This is a genomic window from Streptococcus sp. 2100, assembly GCF_013276335.1.
Classification (GTDB): Bacteria; Bacillota; Bacilli; order Lactobacillales; family Streptococcaceae; genus Streptococcus; species Streptococcus pseudopneumoniae.
Genome location: NZ_VMKV01000008.1, coordinates 1 through 18,768 on the forward strand (window position 1 = coordinate 1; position 18,768 = coordinate 18,768).

Annotated in this window: 21 protein-coding genes and 3 pseudogenes; 16 read left to right on the forward strand and 8 right to left on the reverse strand. The window is 39.0% G+C overall.

Annotation, left to right across the window (positions count from 1 at the left end; all coding sequences use genetic code 11):
* From HT669_RS01230 to HT669_RS01250, 6 genes and pseudogenes are all read left to right on the forward strand, one after another.
* On the forward strand, positions 1 to 310 hold a 310-nt coding region (locus HT669_RS01230; RefSeq protein WP_205402506.1), incomplete at its 5' end, for a hypothetical protein.
* Entirely contained in the window at positions 289 to 1,308 is a 1,020-nt protein-coding gene (gene galE, locus HT669_RS01235) for a UDP-glucose 4-epimerase GalE (RefSeq protein WP_101514716.1), read from the forward strand. The genes HT669_RS01230 and galE, both read left to right, overlap by 22 nt.
* Before the next feature lie 7 nt (positions 1,309 to 1,315).
* A pseudogene (locus tag HT669_RS11440) lies at positions 1,316 to 1,867 on the forward strand (glycosyltransferase family 2 protein); the annotation flags it as partial.
* Between the two features lie 186 nt (positions 1,868 to 2,053).
* Positions 2,054 to 2,245, forward strand: a pseudogene (locus HT669_RS11445) (glycosyltransferase); the annotation flags it as partial.
* A gap of 174 nt (positions 2,246 to 2,419) precedes the next feature.
* The gene (locus tag HT669_RS01245; RefSeq protein WP_000949237.1) at positions 2,420 to 3,064 is read left to right on the forward strand and encodes a hypothetical protein; all 645 of its coding nucleotides are present in this window, start codon (positions 2,420 to 2,422) and stop codon (positions 3,062 to 3,064) included.
* 38 nt (positions 3,065 to 3,102) lie between these two features.
* Positions 3,103 to 3,204: pseudogene (locus tag HT669_RS01250) on the forward strand (group 2 glycosyl transferase); the annotation flags it as partial.
* A 63-nt stretch (positions 3,205 to 3,267) separates the two neighbouring features.
* Here HT669_RS01250 and HT669_RS01255 read toward each other — a convergent pair.
* Positions 3,268 to 3,471: a ferredoxin gene (locus HT669_RS01255; protein ID WP_161802646.1), complete on the reverse strand. Its 204-nt coding sequence runs from the start codon at positions 3,469 to 3,471 to the stop codon at positions 3,268 to 3,270.
* A 51-nt stretch (positions 3,472 to 3,522) separates the two neighbouring features.
* On the opposite strand from HT669_RS01255, the gene HT669_RS01260 reads away from it, so the two are divergent.
* The 8 genes from HT669_RS01260 to HT669_RS01295 all read left to right on the forward strand — a co-directional run bounded on the left by HT669_RS01260 (position 3,523) and on the right by HT669_RS01295 (position 9,440).
* Entirely contained in the window at positions 3,523 to 3,999 is a 477-nt protein-coding gene (locus tag HT669_RS01260; RefSeq protein ID WP_172922194.1) for an SAG1386/EF1546 family surface-associated protein, read from the forward strand.
* A gap of 8 nt (positions 4,000 to 4,007) precedes the next feature.
* On the forward strand, positions 4,008 to 4,679 hold the full coding sequence (gene cmk / locus HT669_RS01265; RefSeq protein ID WP_000849384.1) for a (d)CMP kinase: 672 nt from the start codon (positions 4,008 to 4,010) through the stop codon (positions 4,677 to 4,679).
* Positions 4,680 to 4,809: 130 nt separating this feature from the next.
* Positions 4,810 to 5,148, forward strand: coding sequence for a zinc ribbon domain-containing protein YjdM (locus HT669_RS01270; protein ID WP_001061585.1), 339 nt, complete (start codon positions 4,810 to 4,812; stop codon positions 5,146 to 5,148).
* A 2-nt stretch (positions 5,149 to 5,150) separates the two neighbouring features.
* On the forward strand, positions 5,151 to 5,780 hold the full coding sequence (locus tag HT669_RS01275; protein ID WP_000033949.1) for a Pr6Pr family membrane protein: 630 nt from the start codon (positions 5,151 to 5,153) through the stop codon (positions 5,778 to 5,780).
* 239 nt (positions 5,781 to 6,019) lie between these two features.
* A complete protein-coding gene (locus tag HT669_RS01280) occupies positions 6,020 to 7,171 on the forward strand; it encodes an MFS transporter (protein WP_000808686.1) in 1,152 nt (383 codons plus the stop codon).
* 317 nt (positions 7,172 to 7,488) lie between these two features.
* Positions 7,489 to 8,238, forward strand: coding sequence for a tRNA pseudouridine(38-40) synthase TruA (gene truA, locus HT669_RS01285; protein ID WP_000199191.1), 750 nt, complete (start codon positions 7,489 to 7,491; stop codon positions 8,236 to 8,238).
* Positions 8,228 to 9,001, forward strand: a complete 774-nt coding sequence (locus tag HT669_RS01290) for a bifunctional hydroxymethylpyrimidine kinase/phosphomethylpyrimidine kinase (protein ID WP_000794760.1) — start codon at positions 8,228 to 8,230, stop codon at positions 8,999 to 9,001. Before truA ends, HT669_RS01290 begins: the two co-directional genes overlap by 11 nt.
* A complete protein-coding gene (locus HT669_RS01295; protein ID WP_000814989.1) occupies positions 8,979 to 9,440 on the forward strand; it encodes an ECF transporter S component in 462 nt (153 codons plus the stop codon). The genes HT669_RS01290 and HT669_RS01295 overlap by 23 nt, the downstream gene beginning before the upstream one ends.
* Before the next feature lie 102 nt (positions 9,441 to 9,542).
* Here HT669_RS01295 and HT669_RS01300 read toward each other — a convergent pair whose 3' ends face one another.
* The 4 genes from HT669_RS01300 to HT669_RS01315 are packed head-to-tail and all read right to left on the reverse strand — an operon-like array spanning position 9,543 to position 12,875.
* Positions 9,543 to 10,061, reverse strand: a complete 519-nt coding sequence (locus HT669_RS01300) for a GNAT family N-acetyltransferase (RefSeq protein WP_000155489.1) — start codon at positions 10,059 to 10,061, stop codon at positions 9,543 to 9,545.
* Between the two features lie 48 nt (positions 10,062 to 10,109).
* Positions 10,110 to 10,832 (reverse strand): ABC transporter permease, encoded by a 723-nt coding sequence (locus HT669_RS01305; protein ID WP_000191422.1) that lies wholly within the window; start codon positions 10,830 to 10,832, stop codon positions 10,110 to 10,112.
* Between the two features lies 1 nt (position 10,833).
* Complete coding sequence (locus tag HT669_RS01310; RefSeq protein ID WP_000205301.1) at positions 10,834 to 11,745, reverse strand: ABC transporter ATP-binding protein; 912 nt, start codon at positions 11,743 to 11,745, stop codon at positions 10,834 to 10,836.
* Complete coding sequence (locus tag HT669_RS01315) at positions 11,742 to 12,875, reverse strand: ThiF family adenylyltransferase (RefSeq protein ID WP_000675233.1); 1,134 nt, start codon at positions 12,873 to 12,875, stop codon at positions 11,742 to 11,744. Before HT669_RS01315 ends, HT669_RS01310 begins: the two co-directional genes overlap by 4 nt.
* A gap of 440 nt (positions 12,876 to 13,315) precedes the next feature.
* On the opposite strand from HT669_RS01315, the gene HT669_RS01320 reads away from it, so the two are divergent.
* Both HT669_RS01320 and HT669_RS01325 read left to right on the forward strand, forming a co-directional pair.
* Positions 13,316 to 14,023 (forward strand): LytTR family DNA-binding domain-containing protein, encoded by a 708-nt coding sequence (locus tag HT669_RS01320; RefSeq protein WP_050242000.1) that lies wholly within the window; start codon positions 13,316 to 13,318, stop codon positions 14,021 to 14,023.
* Positions 14,023 to 15,291: a GHKL domain-containing protein gene (locus HT669_RS01325; protein ID WP_172922193.1), complete on the forward strand. Its 1,269-nt coding sequence runs from the start codon at positions 14,023 to 14,025 to the stop codon at positions 15,289 to 15,291. Before HT669_RS01320 ends, HT669_RS01325 begins: the two co-directional genes overlap by 1 nt.
* An 18-nt stretch (positions 15,292 to 15,309) precedes the next feature.
* On the opposite strand, the gene HT669_RS01330 is transcribed toward HT669_RS01325, so the two are convergent.
* The 3 genes from HT669_RS01330 to murT all read right to left on the reverse strand — a co-directional run bounded on the left by HT669_RS01330 (position 15,310) and on the right by murT (position 18,644).
* Positions 15,310 to 16,392 carry a Xaa-Pro peptidase family protein gene (locus HT669_RS01330; protein ID WP_050201379.1) on the reverse strand — a complete coding sequence of 361 codons (1,083 nt, stop codon included), beginning with the start codon at positions 16,390 to 16,392 and terminating at the stop codon, positions 15,310 to 15,312.
* 126 nt (positions 16,393 to 16,518) lie between these two features.
* Positions 16,519 to 17,301 (reverse strand): lipid II isoglutaminyl synthase subunit GatD, encoded by a 783-nt coding sequence (gatD, locus tag HT669_RS01335; protein ID WP_000263200.1) that lies wholly within the window; start codon positions 17,299 to 17,301, stop codon positions 16,519 to 16,521.
* Complete coding sequence (murT, locus tag HT669_RS01340) at positions 17,301 to 18,644, reverse strand: lipid II isoglutaminyl synthase subunit MurT (protein ID WP_050261756.1); 1,344 nt, start codon at positions 18,642 to 18,644, stop codon at positions 17,301 to 17,303. Before murT ends, gatD begins: the two co-directional genes overlap by 1 nt.
* Positions 18,645 to 18,768 lie beyond the last annotated feature (124 nt).

The window sequence follows — 18,768 nt, forward strand, 5'->3', positions numbered from 1 at the left end:
CTGTTTTGAGGTTGTGGATAAAACTGACGAAGTCAGCTCAAAACACTGTTTTGAGGTTGTGGATGGAACTGACGAAGTCAGCTCAAAACACTGTTTTGAGGTTGTGGATAGAACTGACGAAGTCAGTAACCATACCTACGGCAAGGCGAAGCTGACGTGGTTTGAAGAGATTTTCGAAGAGTATAAGCATTTTACTGAAATTTTATCTTACCCTCTAGGATGGCAAATGACATTCCCTATCAAAAATGGTAAAATAAGAAAAAATAATCCGAGAATCGAGGAATTAAGATGCAAGAAAAGATTTTGCTAACGGGTGGAGCAGGTTTTATCGGAACCCACACTGTTATTGAGTTAATCCAAGCAGGTCATCAGGTTGTTGTGGTGGATAACCTTGTCAACAGCAATCGCAAAAGTTTAGAAGTTGTTGAGAGAATTACAGGAGTTGAAGTACCTTTCTATGAGGCAGATATCCGTGATATAGATACTCTTCGTGACATTTTCAAACAAGAAGAACCAACAGGGGTCATTCACTTTGCTGGCTTGAAGGCTGTTGGAGAATCTACTCGTATTCCTCTTGCCTACTATGACAACAATATCGCAGGAACTCTTAGCCTTTTGAAAGCTATGGAAGAAGCCAACTGTAAGAACATCATTTTCAGTTCTTCTGCGACAGTTTACGGGGATCCTCATACAGTGCCAATCCTGGAAGATTTCCCACTTTCAGTGACCAATCCATACGGTCGTACCAAGCTCATGCTAGAGGAAGTTTTGATAGATATCTACAAGGCAGACTCAGAATGGAATGTGGTCTTGCTTCGTTATTTCAACCCAATCGGAGCCCATGAAAGTGGAGACCTAGGAGAAAATCCAAACGGTATTCCAAACAACCTCTTGCCATATGTGACTCAAGTAGCTGTTGGGAAATTAGAGCAAGTGCAAGTGTTTGGAGACGATTACGATACCGAAGATGGAACTGGTGTTCGTGACTATATCCACGTTGTCGATTTGGCTAAAGGTCACGTCGCAGCTCTGAAAAAAATCCAAAAAGGTTCAGGCCTAAACGTTTATAACCTTGGAACAGGTAAAGGCTACTCAGTTCTTGAAATTATCCAAAATATGGAAAAAGCAGTGGGACGCCCAATTCCTTACCGCATCGTAGACCGTCGCCCAGGGGATATCGCAGCCTGCTATTCAGATCCTGCAAAAGCCAAAGCAGAACTAGGCTGGGAAGCAGAACTCGGCATCACCCAAATGTGTGAAGATACATGGCGTTGGCAAAGCAAGCATCCAAATGGATTTGAAGACTAAGATGGTGATGTCAATCATTGTCCCCTGCTTAAACGAAGAGGAAGTACTTCCTCTTTTTTATCAGGCTCTGGAAGATTTGATTCCAGATTTGGAAACAGAAATCGAGTATGTCTTTGTCGAGGATGGATCGAACGATGGAACCTTGGAACTTTTAAAGGCCTATCGGGAGCAAAATCCGGCAGTGCATTATCTTTCTTTCTCTCGAAATTTTGGCAAAGAAGCAGCCCTTTATGCAGGCTTGCAATATGCGACAGGAGATTTGGTGGTGGTGATGGATGCAGACCTCCAAGATCCTCCTAGTATGTTGCTTGAGATGAAAAACTTACTAGACCAGAATGCAGATTTGGACTGTGTTGGAACACGGAGAACTAGTCGGGAGGGAGAACCCTTCTTTCGCAGTTTTTGTGCTAATCTCTTTTACCGCCTTATGCAAAAAATTAGTCCAGTAGCCCTGCCATCAGGTGTCCGTGATTTTCGCATGATGAGACGGTCTGTAGTCGATGCCATTTTAAGCTTGACCGAGTCCAATCGTTTTTCAAAGGGGCTCTTCGCCTGGGTGGGTTTCAAAACCTACTATTTGGACTATCCAAATGTCGAAAGGCAGGCTGGCAAGACCAGTTGGAGTTTGAGGCAACTTTTTTTCTACTCCATTGAAGGGATTGTTAATTTTTCAGATTTTCCCCTGATTATCGCCTTTGTGGCGGGACTCCTATCTTGTTTTATTTCTTTTGTGATGACTGTTTTTGTGGTGTTTCGGACCCTTATCTTGGGCAATCCGACATCTGGTTGGACCTCTCTGATGGCTGTTATTCTCTTTCTTGGAGGCATTCAACTCTTGACTATTGGGATTCTCGGTAAATATATCAGTAAGATTTATTTGGAGACTAAAAAAAGACCACTTTATCTTATCAAAGAAAAAAGTTATCATAGATCATGAAAAAGTAGGAATTATCTGGCGCAGTCACTTTTTTGTAATTATAATTCTTTTGGTCTGGAACTTGAGTGATTTTTAAAAAAATTAGGGATTTGACATGATATAAATGAACTATGTGGAATAAATTTACTGCAAAGACGATAACTTAATAAATAAAACATTCAGGAGGGTTATTTTATGCTAAGTAAAGAGGATTATACTGAAGAAATCGGGCTAATAAAGAAACAAAATTATGTAGAGGTTGAACTGTATCCTTTAGTTGCTGATATAATTAAGCCAACTTTAAAAGATAGTTTATCAAAAAGATATGTCTTCGGAAGACAAAGAAGGGGTTTGGGACAAATTTATTATGGTCTAAGTAATTTTCCTGATATAGTTATTTTAGATAAGACTTATGAAAACAAATCTAGGAAAAGTATAAAAATTGAAGAATGGAAGGAACTTCGAGGATGCGTGGAAGTTAAGAATTTAAATTATAGTTTAATTACAGAGGAAAAAATCAAATCAACCATATCGAACAGTTTTGAACATATAACTGGAGAGATGGGACAACTTATTGGAGACCTTTTATGGTATAAAAAAGTAATTTATACAAATGGAATTGAATGGAGATTTCTAAGTTTAGATGACAAGGAAGAGATAGATAATACAATTGTTGAAGTAGTTAACAAAAGAATAGAAACAGAAGAAGCGGGAAATTCTTTTGATTGGTGGAAGAATATTAAAGATTTATCGTTCAATTATACGGATATATGCCTATCTAAAGATTGTAGACGAGAGTGGAATGAATTTGTAAAAAGGGTAAAGGAAATAGAATGGTAGAAGTCTATTCTCATTGAGGAATTTAGATTATAAGTTGCAGTAAGATTTATCTGGAGACTAAAAAAAGACCACTTTATCTCGTTAAAGAAAAAAGTGATCTTCCTGATTTTACAGAAAAAAATAAAGTGAAAAGACTATAATTTTACATGGAAATATGCTAAACTAGAAAGAGTGAAACGTTCTTGTCAATTTACTATGAGAGATTAGTGTTGATCTTTAATCAAGGCACGTGTCGGACAGTTTCTAACAGCCTCTAAGACATCCTGACTAGGAGAAATTTCTTTTTCCAGTTGGTCAGGATTATCGTAAAAACGCACGATTCCATTATCGTGGTAATCAAATAAGTCAGAATAAGTTTGGCAAAGCCCACAGGCGATGCATCGTTCAGGTATAAGTGTGATTTTCATGTTCATATTTATATTGTAATAAGAAAAGTAAAAAAAAACAAGGAGTAAGGTATGGCAAAAGAACCGTGGCAAGAAGATATTTATGATCAAGAAGAAGCAAGAGCAGAGCGTCGGCATCGAAACCACGGAGGGGCTGATAGGATGGCTAATCGTATTTTGACGATCCTAGCTAGTATTTTCTTTGTAATTGTGGTGGTGATGGTCATCGTTCTCATCTATCTATCATCGGGGGGGAGTAATCGCACAGCAGCCTTAAAAGACTTTCATGATTCTGATGCAAGTGTAGTACAAATCTCATCTTCAAGCAGTTCTCAGCCTGAGCAGAGTTCAGAGCCAGAATCTACTTCTAGTAGTTCAGAAGAAGCTGCTAATCCTGAAGGAACGATTAAAGTTCTCGCAGGAGAAGGGGAAGCAGCTATTGCCGTTCGTGCAGGAATCTCCATTGCTCAGTTAGAGGCCTTGAATCCTGGGCACATGGCTACAGGATCTTGGTTTGCTAATCCAGGTGATGTTATAAAAATAAAATAGGAGCCGATATGAAAACAATTCAAATTGCTATTGATGGTCCTGCTTCCAGCGGTAAGAGTACGGTCGCAAAGATTATTGCTAAGGATTTTGGATTCACCTACCTTGATACAGGAGCTATGTATCGTGCAGCGACCTATATGGCTCTTAAGAACCAATTAGGAGTTGAAGAAGTCGAAGCCCTTCTAACCTTGTTGGACCAGCATCCAATCAGCTTTGGACGTTCAGAAACTGGAGACCAGCTTGTTTTTGTAGGAGATGTGGATATTACCCATCCTATCCGTGAAAATGAAGTGACCAATCATGTTTCTGCTATTGCAGCAATTCCTCAAGTGCGTGAGAAACTAGTTTCTCTCCAACAAGAAATTGCCCAGCAAGGTGGGATTGTCATGGATGGTCGCGATATTGGAACTGTTGTATTGCCACAAGCAGAATTGAAAATTTTCCTAGTAGCTTCTGTTGATGAGAGAGCAGGGCGCCGTTACAAGGAAAATATTGCCAAGGGAATTGAAACAGACCTTGAAACCCTAAAAAAGGAAATTGCTGCGCGTGACTACAAGGATAGTCATCGGGAGACTTCTCCTCTTAAACAAGCAGAGGACGCTGTCTATCTTGATACAACTGGCTTGAACATTCAAGAAGTAGTTGAAAAAATCAAATCAGAAGCTGAAAAAAGAATGTAAATGTAGAAAAGCCGATAGATGGATATCGGTTTTTTTCTAAATTTGTCAAAATGCTGATTTTAGGGTATAATAGTTGCTGTTCGAGAAATTTTGATTTTCAAAGAATAGTGAATGATGATAAGGAGAAACTATGAACAATTTACCAAATTGTCCAAAATGTAACTCAGAGTATGTCTACGAAGACGGTGCCCTACTGGTTTGCCCAGAGTGTGCTCATGAGTGGAATCCTGCTGAAGTTGCAGAAGCAGAAGAAGGTCTTGTCGCTATCGATGCCAACGGAAATAAATTGGCTGATGGTGATACAGTAACTCTCATCAAGGACTTGAAAGTAAAAGGTGCGCCAAAAGATTTGAAACAAGGGACGCGCGTGAAAAATATCCGCATCGTAGAAGGCGACCACAATATCGACTGTAAGATTGATGGTTTTGGTGCCATGAAACTCAAATCAGAGTTTGTGAGGAAGATTTAAGCATGTCAAAACACTATAAACTTGTATTTTATAGCCGTATCTTCTTGTTTCTAGCGGCTTTTACGGGAGTTTATCTTGAAATTACTAAGCATGGTGGTTTTGGGATGCTTCTCTATTACACGGTTCTGTCCAACCTCTTGGTAACTATTTTTACCCTTTATCTTCTAAAGGTTATGAGCCGTGTAGGTGAAAATTGGCAAAGGCCAAGTCTCTTGCGCTTAAAAGGTGGGGTCACCATGAGTATCATGATTACCTGTGTGATTTACCATTTCCTCTTGGCGCCCATTGCGACTAATTTCTATACCCTAGAAAATTTCCTTTGCCACTATATCGTTCCCATCTGGTTTTTAGCGGATACCCTCTTTTTTGACAAACAGGGTCAATATAAGATTTGGGATCCAGCAGTGTGGACCATTTTACCCTTGCTGTATATGATGTTTGCTCTTTTTAATGGCTTGGTTCTAAAACTCAATATTCCAAATGCCAAGGATAATCCTTTCCCTTACTTCTTTTTAAATGTGAACAAGGGTTGGGATGTCGTATTCAAGTGGTGTCTGATTATCTTTGTTGCCTATATGGTAGCAGGATTTATCTTCTACTTTATTAAGCAAATCAAGAGAAAGTCATTCTAATACTCTTCGAAAATCTCTTCAAACTACGTCAGTTTCCATCTGCAACCTCAACACACTGTTTTGAGCAGCCTGCGGCTAGCTTCCTAGTTTGCTCTTTGATTTTCATTGAGTATAAGACACAAGGGATTCATTTTCGAGTTTGAGAAGGAGTCTGTGTACCAATGAGGCTTCTTCTTTTCTTGCTTTTTTGATAACTATCAAAAAAGTAGAAGATTAAGAGAAATATAGAAAGAGATTTCATGAAACAATTTTTAGAACGGGCCAGCATTTTGGCTCTCTCCCTCGTTTTGATTGCCTCCTTTTCCATTTCGAGTGCCCTACCAGCCATGTTTGACTATTATCAGGGTTATTCTAAGGAACAAATTGAGCTCTTGGTGAGCTTGCCTTCCTTTGGAATCATGATGATGTTACTGCTAAATGGTTTCTTAGAAAAAATATTTCCTGAGCGCTTACAGATTAGTTTGGGCTTGCTGATTTTATCATTGAGCGGTACAGCTCCCTTCTGGTACCAAGCCTATCCCTTTGTCTTTGGGACACGGCTTCTTTTTGGTTTAGGTGTTGGGATGATCAATGCCAAGGCCATTTCTATTATCAGTGAACGCTATCAAGGAAAAAGGCGAATTCAGATGTTAGGGCTACGCGCTTCTGCAGAGGTCGTTGGAGCTTCTCTCATTACCTTGGCCGTCGGTCAGTTGTTGGCCTTTGGTTGGACAGCTATCTTTCTAGCCTATAGTGCTGGATTTTTGGTGCTGCCCCTTTATCTGCTCTTTGTCCCTTATGGAAAATCAAAGAAAGAAGTCAAGAAAAGAGCGAAGGAAGCAAGTCGTTTAACTCGAGAAATGAAAGGCTTGATTTTTACCCTAGCTATCGAAGCGGCAGCTGTAGTTTGTACCAATACAGCTATTACCATCCGTATTCCAAGTTTGATGGTGGAAAGAGGATTGGGGGATGCCCAGTTATCTAGTTTTGTTCTTAGTCTCATGCAGTTAATCGGGATTGTGGCTGGAGTGAGTTTTTCTTTCTTGATTTCTATCTTTAAAGAGAAACTGCTCCTCTGGTCTGGTATTACATTTGGCTTGGGGCAAATCGTGATTGCCTTGTCTCCATCCTTGTGGGTGGTAGTAGCAGGAAGTGTTCTGGCTGGATTTGCCTATAGTGTAGTCTTGACGACGGTCTTTCAACTTGTCTCTGAACGAATTCCAGCTAAACTCCTCAATCAAGCAACTTCATTTGCAGTTTTAGGCTGTAGTTTCGGAGCTTTTACGACCCCATTCATTCTAGGTGCAATAGGGTTACTAACGCACAATGGGATGCTGGTCTTTGCCATCTTAGGAGGTTGGTTGATTGTAACCTCTATCTTTGTCATGTACCTATTTCAAAAGAGAGCTTAGGATTGATTCCTAAGTTTTTCTTTTGATACTCAATGAAAATCAAAGAGCAAACTATAGTTGATTGAGTTTGGAATAGTACGCTGTAGCTGCTAAAACATTTCTAGAAATTAATTTGACTTTCCTAATAGAGTTATTCATATCTTATTTCAATCTACTATAGAAAGCTAGCCGCAGGTTGCTCAAAATAGTGTTTTGAGGTTGCAGATGGAAACTGACGTGGTTTGAAGAGATTTTCGAAGAGTATGAGATTTTTATACCCATACAATATTTGTTTTAGGTCCTTGTTTACAGACTAATTTCTTGATAAAATAGAGGTTATGACGAGATATAAAGCAACTATTTCCTATGATGGTTATGCCTTTGCTGGCTTTCAGCGCCAGCCTCATGCGCGTAGCGTTCAGGAAGAAATTGAAAAAACCTTGACCAGGTTAAATAAAGGGCAAGCTATTACTGTTCACGGTGCTGGTAGGACAGATAGTGGGGTTCATGCTCTGGGACAGGTGCTTCATTTTGACCTGCCTTATCAGATGGATGAGGAGAAACTCCGTTTTGCCTTGGATACCCAGTCTCCTGAAGATATTGATGTGATTTCGATTGAGCTTGTGGCAGATGATTTTCATTGCCGTTATGCCAAGCATAGCAAGACCTATGAGTTTATCGTGGATAGAGGACGTCCCAAAAATCCCATGCGCCGTCACTATGCCACCCACTTCCCTTACCCACTTGATGTGGAGAGGATGCAGGAGGCCGTCAAAAAGCTAGAAGGAACCCATGATTTCACTGGCTTTACAGCCTCTGGGACTAGTGTAGAGGATAAGGTTCGCACTATTACAGAAGCCAGTCTTAGGGTTGATGAGACAGGCCAGTTTTTGACTTTTACCTTTTCAGGAAATGGTTTCTTGTATAAACAGATTCGCAATATGGTGGGGACACTGCTCAAAATCGGCAACAAGCGTATGCCAGTAGAGCAGATTGACCTCATCTTGGAGAAAAAGGACAGGCAGCTTGCAGGTCCCACTGCAGCACCAAATGGTTTATATTTAAAGGAGATTCGTTATGAAGAATAATCGTATTTTAGCACTTTCTGGGAATGATATTTTTAGTGGTGGTGGTTTGTCAGCTGATTTGGCTACCTATACCTTGAACGGCTTGCATGGCTTTGTAGCAGTGACTTGTTTGACAGCCTTGACGGAAAAGGGCTTTGAAGTCTTTCCAACTGACGATACCATTTTTCAACATGAATTAGATAGCTTGCGTGATGTAGAATTTGCAGGGATTAAGATTGGTCTTCTACCAACTGTCAGTGTGGCTGAGAAGGCTTTGGACTTTATCAAGCAACGTCCAGGAGTGCCTGTGGTTTTGGATCCTGTCTTGGTCTGTAAGGAAACGCATGATGTAGCTGTCAGTGAACTCTGCCAAGAGTTGATTCGCTTTTTCCCTCATGTCAGTGTGATTACGCCTAATCTTCCTGAAGCAGAATTACTAGCTGGTCAGGAAATTAAAACCTTGGAAGACATGAAAACTGCAGCTCAGAAATTGCATGACTTAGGAGCGCCAGCAGTCATTATCAAGGGAGGCAATCGCCTTAGTCAGGACAAGGCTGTAGATGTCTTTTATGACGGACAAAACTTTACAGTCCTAGAAAATCCTGTCATCCAAGGGCAAAATGCTGGCGCAGGTTGTACCTTTGCCTCTAGCATTGCCAGTCGCTTGGTTAAAGGTGATGAACTTTTACCAGCAGTAGAAAGCTCTAAGACTTTCGTTTACCGTGCCATTGCACAAGCAGATCAGTATGGAGTAAGACAATATGAAGCAAACCAAAACAACTAAAATCGCCCTTGTATCCCTATTAACCGCCCTCTCTGTGGTTCTAGGTTATTTCTTAAAAATCCCAACACCGACAGGCATCCTAACTCTTTTAGATGCGGGTGTCTTCTTTACGGCCTTCTACTTTGGTAGTCGTGAAGGGGCTGTAGTCGGAGGACTGGCAGGTTTCTTGATTGACCTCTTATCAGGCTATCCTCAATGGATGTTCTTTAGCTTGGTCAATCATGGATTGCAGGGATTTTTCGCAGGATTTAAAGGAAAAACTCAGTGGTTAGGCCTTATCTTAGCAACGATTGCCATGGTAGGGGGTTACGCCTTGGGTTCTACATTGATGAATGGCTGGGCAGCAGCCCTACCAGAAATTCTACCAAATTTCATGCAAAATATGGTAGGGATGATTGTAGGATTTATTCTTAGTCAAAGTATCAAGAAGATTAAGTAAAGCGGCTGTGGAGAAAGTCCTAAAAATCAGAAAAAACGCATAGTATCAGGTATTGAAAACCTTGATACTATGCGTTTTATTGTGGGAAGATTTTTCTCATTTTTAGTGAAATTGAACTTTTTCTAACATCTTTTTATAGATTACTTCTTGATCAATTATCATTTCCATTGTTGTTTCTTGGGGTTTCATCCCTTGTCTTTGATAAAAGCGGAGAGCACCCTCGTTATCATTCCAGACACTTAGGGTTAGATTATGGCAGCCAATTTCTTTAGCATAATTGAGAGCGAATTGATAGAGTTGATTACCAATTTTTTGACCACGAGCATTTTGATCTACACATAAATCTTTGATAAAAAGGGTTTTGATTTCTTGGAGAACAGGATTATCTGTTTTATCTTTTATGGTACAAAATAGGTGTCCGAGAACTTGTCCCTTCTCATCTTCAAAAACAAAAATAGGGGTATGTTCTTGAGAGAGAATATTTTGCAACTCAGAGGAACTATATTTAGTCCCAGTTTGCTTAAAAATATCTGGTCGAGCTTGGTGGTGAAGCGTAAGGATTTGTTGTAATAAATCGAGTAATTTAGGAATATCTTCTTGTTTAGCTTTTCGAATAGTCATGAAGGTTCTTTTTATTGGCTTAGTCTATAAGAAAAGCTTTAGGAGCAATCATTTTTCTTTATGAAGAGTTCTTAAAATAATTAACTGTGTTGACATAATCCAAAGAATGAGAATACTCATGTCCAATAGAGAGACATTTCCGTAGTCGTAAAGGCTGGCTCGCAGAAGATTTGAGGAAGGGACGAAAGGGAGGGCACGGTAAAGATGGTTTACCCACTCAGGTAGTCGATCTGCAGGATACATGAGTGGTGAGAACATGAGTCCAATCATAAGAATTAGCTGCGACATAAGGGTTACTGTATTTGGAGAAAAGGTGTAGGCTATAGCAAATCCCAGACTAATCATAGTAAGACAAATCAGAAGCACAATAAAAACACCAAGAAAAGATGGATGGAGACGAACAGAAAAACGGACATACCCAAGTAGAATAGAAATAAAAACTCCCGGCAAAATGGCAATTAACCACATCCACAAGTCAGCGAGAGAAATGAATATCCTAGGGATGGGTAAGGCACGAATATAATCAAAATGCCCTTCCAACTTATCATTTGCTATAACAGGGGAGGAAATTGTACAACCCATGGAGATAATTCCAATTAAAACAGAACCAGACGAAAGATAGTAGGCAGTAGTCGAATCGATATCGCCAATAACTAGAGGGTAGCCAAAAAGAAGAGAAATGGATAAGAGGAGCTGTGCTAGTGTAAAAAGGATGAAAAGCTCTTTTTGGCGCAAGTAGTTCCAATGAAGTAAGTAAAAAAATTGAGTCATATTAGTTGGTTAGCTCCTCTCTATAAAGGTCAGAAATAGTCAATGTTTTTTGATGAAGAGAGAGATTGGAAATTGTTTTTTGACCAAGTTCTTCTGTCAGTTGTGCTATCAATGGAGCTAGACTTCTTTCCTCAATCTCTAATTGACAACTAACACCATTGATAATTGTATAATCTTCTATTTTGTCTAATATACTTTTAGTCTTAAAATCAAAGCTTATCTGATACAGTTTGTCATGGATGATTTGCTTAACCTTTCCTGATTTGAGCAATCTACCATTATTAAAGAGGGCGTAATTATCTGCATATTTTTCAACCTCCAGAAGATTATGAGTAACGATAATAATGGTATGCCCCTTGCTAGCTAACTTTTGCAATAATTGCCATTGCTTTTCACGACGAATGGGGTCAACATCATTTGTTGGTTCGTCAAGAAGAATGATGTCTGAGCTACCGATTAGTGTCATAGCGAAGGAAGTTAGTCTTTTGAGACCGCCCGAAAGATCCTTACCTTTTTTGTAACGATAGTCTTCAATTTCTAAATCAGTGAGAAGCTGGCTGATTGTTTTTTCTAGTTCTTGGGAACTCAATCCTCGCATTTTTCCAAGTATTTCTAAATTTTGTTCTACGGTTAATTTGTCGAGTGGGGCATATTGTTGAGACATATAACTAATTAAGGTGCGTGCTTGTTTACGATTGTATATAAAAGAAATATCACCATACAAAATATCTCCTTGGTCAGGTTTAGTAAAACCAATCATTTGATTCAATAGAGTAGATTTTCCAGCTCCATTGTGTCCCAAAAAAGCCGTGATTTTTGCTGGTGATATTTCTAAGGAAATATGATTATTGGCTAAGTGCTGACCATCAAAAGATTTAGTCAAATTATCAATTACGAGTTTTGCAGTTGTCATAACTTTAATTCTCCGTACTTAGAAAAAATTTCCCAATCGTCTTCTTTACCTGTGCCGCATGTTGGACATTCATCAAGATAGCGTCCCCAAGAATCGTGTGTGAATGAGGCTCCGTTTTCATAATTGATTTCGTATTGATGGTTAAGGCTAATTGGTTCCGTATATTGAGTTAATAATCGGATAGTTTCATCAACAATGGCAGAAGTCAGTTGAAATATTGCTGGACCATAGGCTATTGTAGGGATTGTTTTTGTAATCGTACGAACACCGTGGAATTGTTCAAGGAATAGAGTGTCAATTTTTGTATAATAAATATTTAAACAATCAAAACAGCCTGTTTGGTAAGGGATAACTGAATAGACACGACCACGACTAACTTGACTGGCGCCAAATATACAGGGAATATTTTTTGTAACGATTGCTTTATTTACGATACGTTGAATATCATATTGAGGTTCATCAATCACACATATCGTAATATCAACATCATCAAGTAAAGGAATCAAGTCACTTACAGAGGTGATACGTATATTATGGGTTTCTACTTCAATATCGGAATTCATTTTTGTAACTTCTCTATGGGCAATTTGAACTTTAGATAAGCCAATATCATCTTCCTTGTATAGAAATTGTCTTCCTAGATTACTTTGCTCAACAATGTCAAAATCCACTATTTTTATCTTTTTAGGTCCCAAGCCTGCTAGTAATGTCAGTATGTTAGAACCCCCACCACCAAGACCTAGTAAAAGGATAGTAGACTGATGAATTTTTTTCTGTGTTGCAATACTATCTTGGAAGCTATTTAAATAGCGACTGAAATAATATATATTTGAATGATAACGTTCTTTAATATCCTGAATTTCGCCCGCTTCTTCGAGAACCCCCTCATTATCTAAGAGTTCAAGAGCGCCTGTGATGTCTTCTTCAGTTAAATCATCATATTTTGTTAGTATGATATTGAGAATATCTTGAAAAGGACGTCCGTCCAAAATATTGACTAAATTCCACATTTTATTATTATCATCCTTAATTTCTGTGGTTATACCAATTTGTAGCCCAATCCTAAATAAATTTTTATGAAGTTTATAAACAGGATATATTTCTTTTATTCTTGGATGATAGAATTTCATTTTAACCTCACTATTTTATTAAAAAAGGAAGACGAGGTGATTATAAATCATATATCCTCGTCTTGCAACTCCCAGTTCCTATTACAAATGGAAATAAGTAGAAAGAAAATGGTGAACCTATCTACTCAATTCCAACAGTAGGAATAAATAGAAAAGAACTCCTCTAAAAACTCAATTTTAAAATGCTAATTTTTCAACCTTTTCTGGTTACTAAACATAGAAAACCGGTAGTTTTTAGAGGTGCCCAAAATTTAGAAAACACCCCAGCTAATATCAGTTTTAGCAATAACTTTACGCACTTGAATATTTTTCATTTTTGTAACTCCTTTCATATTTGATAAGAATATTGTATAATAAATTAACGATTTTTTTATCAGCATGTCATAATTGACGTATTTGACGTTATAATTGGCAAAATCATGCTTGTAGTGAGGAATTTGATGTTAAAAATTGCGATTTGTGATGATTCTAATAGGGATGGTAGTCAGCTAGAAAACTTACTCTTATCTTATAAGGATATCAAAATAGAAACGAGTGTTTATACGAATCCCCAAAAACTATTAGAACAATTGACAGAGAAGTACAGTTGTGTTTTTTTGGATATCGAGATGCCACAGATAACAGGAATTGATATGGCACAAAAAATCCGTAAGGTAAACCCTTTTATCCCGATTATCTTTGTTACCAGTTATCGAGATTATATGGAGCAGGTTTTTGAAGTGCAGACTTTTGATTATTTACTTAAACCAGTGACTTCTAAAAAATTATATAAAACTCTGGATAGAGTGGTACGTTTTTTGAATTTAGGGCAAGCTGTATTTACGTTTACTTTTGGAAAGCAGCATTATTCACTGCCTTTAGATGACATTGTATTTTTTGAAAAGGATAAGCGTGCTGTCTTTATTTACACTAAAGATCAGACTTACAAAGCTTTGCTTAAAACGAAAGATATTTTAGAGAAATTACCTGATTACTTTATTCAAATTCATTCTTCCTATATTATCAATCCTAGATATGTGACAGAGTTTGATTCGCAAATAGTCACAATTTTAAATGGAATGGATGAAAATCACCTTCCAATTAGCCGAAAATTTCAAACGTCTTTTAGAGAAAAGTATTATTATTATCTGAGTGAGAGGAATTTTTAATGTTAGTCAGTTTGCGGATTGTGAGTATTCTGTTTGATTTATTTTTGGGAATTATTTTCTTTTATAGACCTCTGTCCCAAAAAGAAAAGTCTAGGAGAATTTGTATCTTTACTTCTCTCCTTTTATTTTTCCATGCCTTGTTGACGATATTATTTTCAGGAGCTAATCTTTTCTTAGTAGGGAATCTTATTCTCAGTATCGCAGAGTATTATTTTTTAGGTCTTTATTTTGGATATGCTGTTCAAGAATCTTCGTTTTGGATTTTTTGTCAGATGAGTCTAACTTTACTAGCTGGTACTATACTCAATCAAGCAGTGCAACTATTTTCCCCTTTATCAGTCATTTCAGAAAATCTAATAGCCATGCTTTTTTATCTCGCTGTAGCTTTTCTTTTATCATTGCTAGTGACCCTGGTTCTTCGACAACTTTTTCGTGCACATCAAAAGTTAGTTTATACTGTTTCTAAAGGGACTTGGTTATACCAGTTTATTGTACCATTTTTGTCCATTTGTTTTGCTTTTACAGTATCAGCGATTCAAGGGCAAGTGTTTGAGAAGGATTATCTTTCTTTTGTTTCTGTATTAGCCCTCATTGTGTTAACGTTCTCTTCTCTCTATTTCACCCTATATCTTTCTCAGCAACAACAGAGGTATTATCAAAGCATACTAGAGACGGAACAGATGACCTTTCAACTGAGAGAAATGAAACAATCTAAAAAAGATTATAGGAGGATTCAAAGGATTCAACACGATTTGAAAAATCAACATTTAATCCTCCTTGCACTTTTAAAAGAAGATCCTGAACAAGCGAAGTCTTATCTCCAAAGCATGACAAATAGTATAGAGAACCAAACTGTCTGTTACTCCAAGAATACAACAATTAACTTTTTACTCAATCAAAAATTACAGGATAAGGTAGAGGACATACAATTGGAAATTGATTGTTTTGTACCTCAACGATTAGAAATCAATCCAGATATTTTAGCGGTTTTACTTGGTAATTTGTTGGACAATAGTCTTGAAGCCTGTATGCGCTTGAGTAATAAAGAAGATAGGGTCTTAATCTTAGGAATACGATATTTTCAGAAGAAACTCTTTATTGCTATCGAGAATTCATTTAATGAGAATGAATTGGTAATACGAAAGGAACGTCAGACAGAGGGATGGGGGCTTAAAAATATTGAGAGACTTGTAACCAATCATAGGGGAACAATGAAGAATTTTATTCAGAATGGACGTCATAAAACAGAAGTGATTCTTCTTGTCTAACTAGGGTTTGTTGCTATCTTAATCAAAATAAAGCAAGTCTTTGCTGGTACTTGTAAAGAGGTCAAAGCCATCCTTGGTAACAACACCGCAGTCTTCAATACGAACACCGACTTTACCAGGGATATAGATACCTGGTTCAACAGAGAAGCACATGCCTTCTTCGATGACCATGTCGTTTCCTTCCATGATAGATGGGAATTCATGGACATCCATACCGATACCATGCCCGAGACGGTGGTTGAAGTACTCACCATAACCAGCTTTTTCGATGACCTCACGGGCAGCGCGGTCCACTTCATGAGCAGTCACACCTGGCTTGATAAAGTCAAGAGCAGCTTGTTGGGCTTCAAGAGTCAAGTTGTAAATATCTTTCTTGAATTGGTCTGGTTTGCCGACAGCGACTGTACGAGTCATATCTGACGCATAGCCATTGACCAGAACACCCAGGTCAAAGAGGAGAAGAGCATCATTTTCAACCTTATTAGCTGCTGGAATGCCGTGTGGATTCGCAGCATTATCACCAGTCAAGACCATGGTATCAAAGCTCATTTCGTAACCTTCACGTTTCATGGCAAAGTCAATTTGTGCGATGATATCTGTCTCAGTCTTATCAAGAGAAATATTGTCAAAACCAACATGAACAGCCTTGTCCGCATAAAGACCTGCAACCATCATTTTTTGTACTTCATCAGCTGATTTGATGAGGCGCATGCGTTGGATACGAGGAGTGAGGTTTTCAAACTCAGCAGTTTCAAAAACTGTTTTCAAACCATGGTATTTGGTCAAGATGAGATTGTCAAACTCAACAGCGACACGTTTGAAGTCAAGTTGTGGAAGAGCATGTTTGATTTTTTGCCATGGATTTTCAGAATCGACATAGCCCACTACTGGGAAGGAAACGGTGCTACTTGCACGTTCTACTTCAAGAGCTGGGACAAAGAGGAGAGGTTCCTGATCCGCTAGGACAAAGAGGAACATTTGGCGTTCATGGGGATCACTGTAAAAACCAGTGAGGTAATTGATTGTGACGGGGTCAGATACGACAGCGACGTCTAGTTTTTCTGATTCAAGATATGTTACGATTTGTTGTAATTTAGACATATGCTACCTTCTTTCTACCCCTCTATTTTGGCAAAAAAAGAGAGAAAATGCAAGGGAGAAGGGTAAAAGAAAAGACAAAAAAACTCCGACAAGATAACGGAGTTCTTTGATATAGTTTCACTTTGTTTAAGAAAAGTCAGCCTTGCTTTTGACATCACTGTATTCTTCAGCGATTTCTTGGCTGAGAATATCTTCATAGGCAGGGAGTTGGATGTCCTGACCATATTTCTTCTTGAGGGCTGTAGTGACTAGGCGATAAGCCAGATTGGCATTACGAGAGAGGATAGGCCCGTGGAAGTAGGAACCAAAGACATTCTTATAATGAACCCCTTCGCCGACCTTTTCTTCGTTGTTTCCATTTCCATAGACAACCTGTCCCAGTGGTTTTTGGTCATCAGAGAGGAAGGTACGTCCCTGGTGATTTTCAAATCCATAGTAGGTTTCATTGAAATCTTCATTGTGAATCTTGATGTCCCCGATAAAACGGTTATTGGTCTGGTTGAGAGTGTAGTGGCCCATGACCCCTAGTCCTTCGATGCGTTTGCCTGAAGCTTCAACATAATATTGACCCAATAGTTGAAAACCACCGCAGATAGCGAGAACCACACCGTCGTTTTTGATGTAGTTGTCAATGCTCTCTTTTTTAGCAGGTAGGTCGTCTGCAATGATACTTTGTTCAAAGTCTTGACCGCCTCCGAAAAAGGCGATGTTGTAGTGATTTTCATCAAAATCATCATGGAGAGAAACGATGTCAACGGTCACATGGGCTCCCAGTTTTTCAGCAACATACTTGAGCATGAGGATGTTTCCATTGTCCCCGTAGGTATTCATGAGATTTCCGTAGAGGTGGGCAATGTTGAGCTGATAGGGGTAATTGCCATCTTTTGAGGAAAGTGAAGTATAAACCATTAGTTCATCTCCTTTCTAACAATCTGACGACTAGCCAGCAGTTCACGAAATTCCAGCATGGCAGTATAAGTTGCCAGAATATAGGCATGCTTGCAGTCTTGATTCTCAATGGTCTTGAGAACTTGCTCCAGATTACTCGTTTCAGTGATTTTCTCAGCTGGATAGCCAGTCACTCGGAGGCGACGAGCGATTTCAGAATGACGAACACCGCCAGCGTTGATTTCAGGAATGTCCATGTCAGTGATTTGCTCAAAGTCTGCATCCCAGATCCAGCTAGTGTCAATTCCATCTGCATAGTTGGCATTAAGGAGGACAGATAGGCTAAATGGATAAGGTGCTAGTTTGATCATTTCGATAGCTTGGGTTGCACCGACTGGATTTTTAATCAAGACAAGGGTACATTCCTTGTCACCGATATGAAAGGTTTCTTGGCGTCCAAAGACAGCACGGCTCTTGTCAAATCCCTGTTTGATGAGTTGGGAATCTGCGCCGAGGAAACGGGCGATGGCCACAGCAGCTAGGGCGTTATAGATATTATAGAGCCCGCCGATTTGGATACCGTATTCTTGGCCATCTATGACAAAGCGAGAGCGATTGTTGGTCAACTCAACCAGTTTTGTCAAACGATAGTCGAGATCAGGACGTTTACATCCACAACCTTCACAGATATAGGCACCCAAGTTTGCATAGATATTATGCTCATATTTGAGGATGCTTTGGCAGTCAGGACAGAGAATCCCTTCGGTATTGTAGTGAGCCAGTTGGGCTGGTCCTTTTTCCAAGTCAAAACCAAAATACTGTATAGGATTTGGGAAAGATGGTTTGTAGAAAAGTGGGCTGTCTCCGTTAAGGAGAACAGTAGCAGTTGGAACTTTCCGAATGGCATCCAATATCATGTTATAGGTAGTATAGATTTCACCGAAACGGTCCATCTGATCACGGAAGATATTAGTAATGACAAAAAGACTAGGCTGGATATAGTCACAGATACGAGATAGACTGGCTTCGTCAATTTCGAGGACGGCAATATTTTTCCCAGTTTTTGAAGATTTGGCTGTTAGGAAGGTTGTTGCAATTCCTGTAATCATGTTGGCACCGCTTGGGTTGGTTAGAACTTGACCATAAACCTCTTTTAAAATGCCGACAGTGAGGGCAGTTGTCAGGGTTTTTCCATTTGTTCCAGTGACCACGACAATCTCGTAGTTCTTAGCTAGGTTTTGTAAAATATCTTTATCAAATTGAAGGGCGACTTTCCCTGGGAGCGTACTTCCACGTCCAAGACGGCTTAAAACGAAGTGGGAAGAACACCCAGCAAGAAGGCCCAAAGTAGTTTTTAAGTTCATGTTTCTATTATATCACAAAAGAGGGAAAAGACAGATTTGATACTCAATGAAAATCAAAGAGCAAACTAGGAAGCTAGCCGCAGGCTGTACTTGAGTACGGCAAGGTGAAGCTGACGTGGTTTGA

Excerpts from the sequence above, each read along its gene's own strand:
- HT669_RS01320 (WP_050242000.1), top strand. The coding sequence starts at position 13,316 with ATGTTAAAAATTGCGATTTGTGATGATTCTAATAGGGATGGTAGTCAG.
- HT669_RS01280 (WP_000808686.1), top strand. The coding sequence starts at position 6,020 with ATGAAACAATTTTTAGAACGGGCCAGCATTTTGGCTCTCTCCCTCGTT.
- HT669_RS01290 (WP_000794760.1), top strand. The coding sequence starts at position 8,228 with ATGAAGAATAATCGTATTTTAGCACTTTCTGGGAATGATATTTTTAGT.
- HT669_RS01305 (WP_000191422.1), bottom strand. The coding sequence starts at position 10,832 with ATGACTCAATTTTTTTACTTACTTCATTGGAACTACTTGCGCCAAAAA.
- HT669_RS01310 (WP_000205301.1), bottom strand. The coding sequence starts at position 11,745 with ATGACAACTGCAAAACTCGTAATTGATAATTTGACTAAATCTTTTGAT.
- HT669_RS01295 (WP_000814989.1), top strand. The coding sequence starts at position 8,979 with ATGAAGCAAACCAAAACAACTAAAATCGCCCTTGTATCCCTATTAACC.
- HT669_RS01315 (WP_000675233.1), bottom strand. The coding sequence starts at position 12,875 with ATGAAATTCTATCATCCAAGAATAAAAGAAATATATCCTGTTTATAAA.
- HT669_RS01255 (WP_161802646.1), bottom strand. The coding sequence starts at position 3,471 with ATGAAAATCACACTTATACCTGAACGATGCATCGCCTGTGGGCTTTGC.
- HT669_RS01330 (WP_050201379.1), bottom strand. The coding sequence starts at position 16,392 with ATGTCTAAATTACAACAAATCGTAACATATCTTGAATCAGAAAAACTA.
- cmk (WP_000849384.1), top strand. The coding sequence starts at position 4,008 with ATGAAAACAATTCAAATTGCTATTGATGGTCCTGCTTCCAGCGGTAAG.
- murT (WP_050261756.1), bottom strand. The coding sequence starts at position 18,644 with ATGAACTTAAAAACTACTTTGGGCCTTCTTGCTGGGTGTTCTTCCCAC.
- galE (WP_101514716.1), top strand. The coding sequence starts at position 289 with ATGCAAGAAAAGATTTTGCTAACGGGTGGAGCAGGTTTTATCGGAACC.
- HT669_RS01325 (WP_172922193.1), top strand. The coding sequence starts at position 14,023 with ATGTTAGTCAGTTTGCGGATTGTGAGTATTCTGTTTGATTTATTTTTG.
- gatD (WP_000263200.1), bottom strand. The coding sequence starts at position 17,301 with ATGGTTTATACTTCACTTTCCTCAAAAGATGGCAATTACCCCTATCAG.
- HT669_RS01300 (WP_000155489.1), bottom strand. The coding sequence starts at position 10,061 with ATGACTATTCGAAAAGCTAAACAAGAAGATATTCCTAAATTACTCGAT.
- truA (WP_000199191.1), top strand. The coding sequence starts at position 7,489 with ATGACGAGATATAAAGCAACTATTTCCTATGATGGTTATGCCTTTGCT.
- HT669_RS01270 (WP_001061585.1), top strand. The coding sequence starts at position 4,810 with ATGAACAATTTACCAAATTGTCCAAAATGTAACTCAGAGTATGTCTAC.
- HT669_RS01245 (WP_000949237.1), top strand. The coding sequence starts at position 2,420 with ATGCTAAGTAAAGAGGATTATACTGAAGAAATCGGGCTAATAAAGAAA.
- HT669_RS01275 (WP_000033949.1), top strand. The coding sequence starts at position 5,151 with ATGTCAAAACACTATAAACTTGTATTTTATAGCCGTATCTTCTTGTTT.
- HT669_RS01260 (WP_172922194.1), top strand. The coding sequence starts at position 3,523 with ATGGCAAAAGAACCGTGGCAAGAAGATATTTATGATCAAGAAGAAGCA.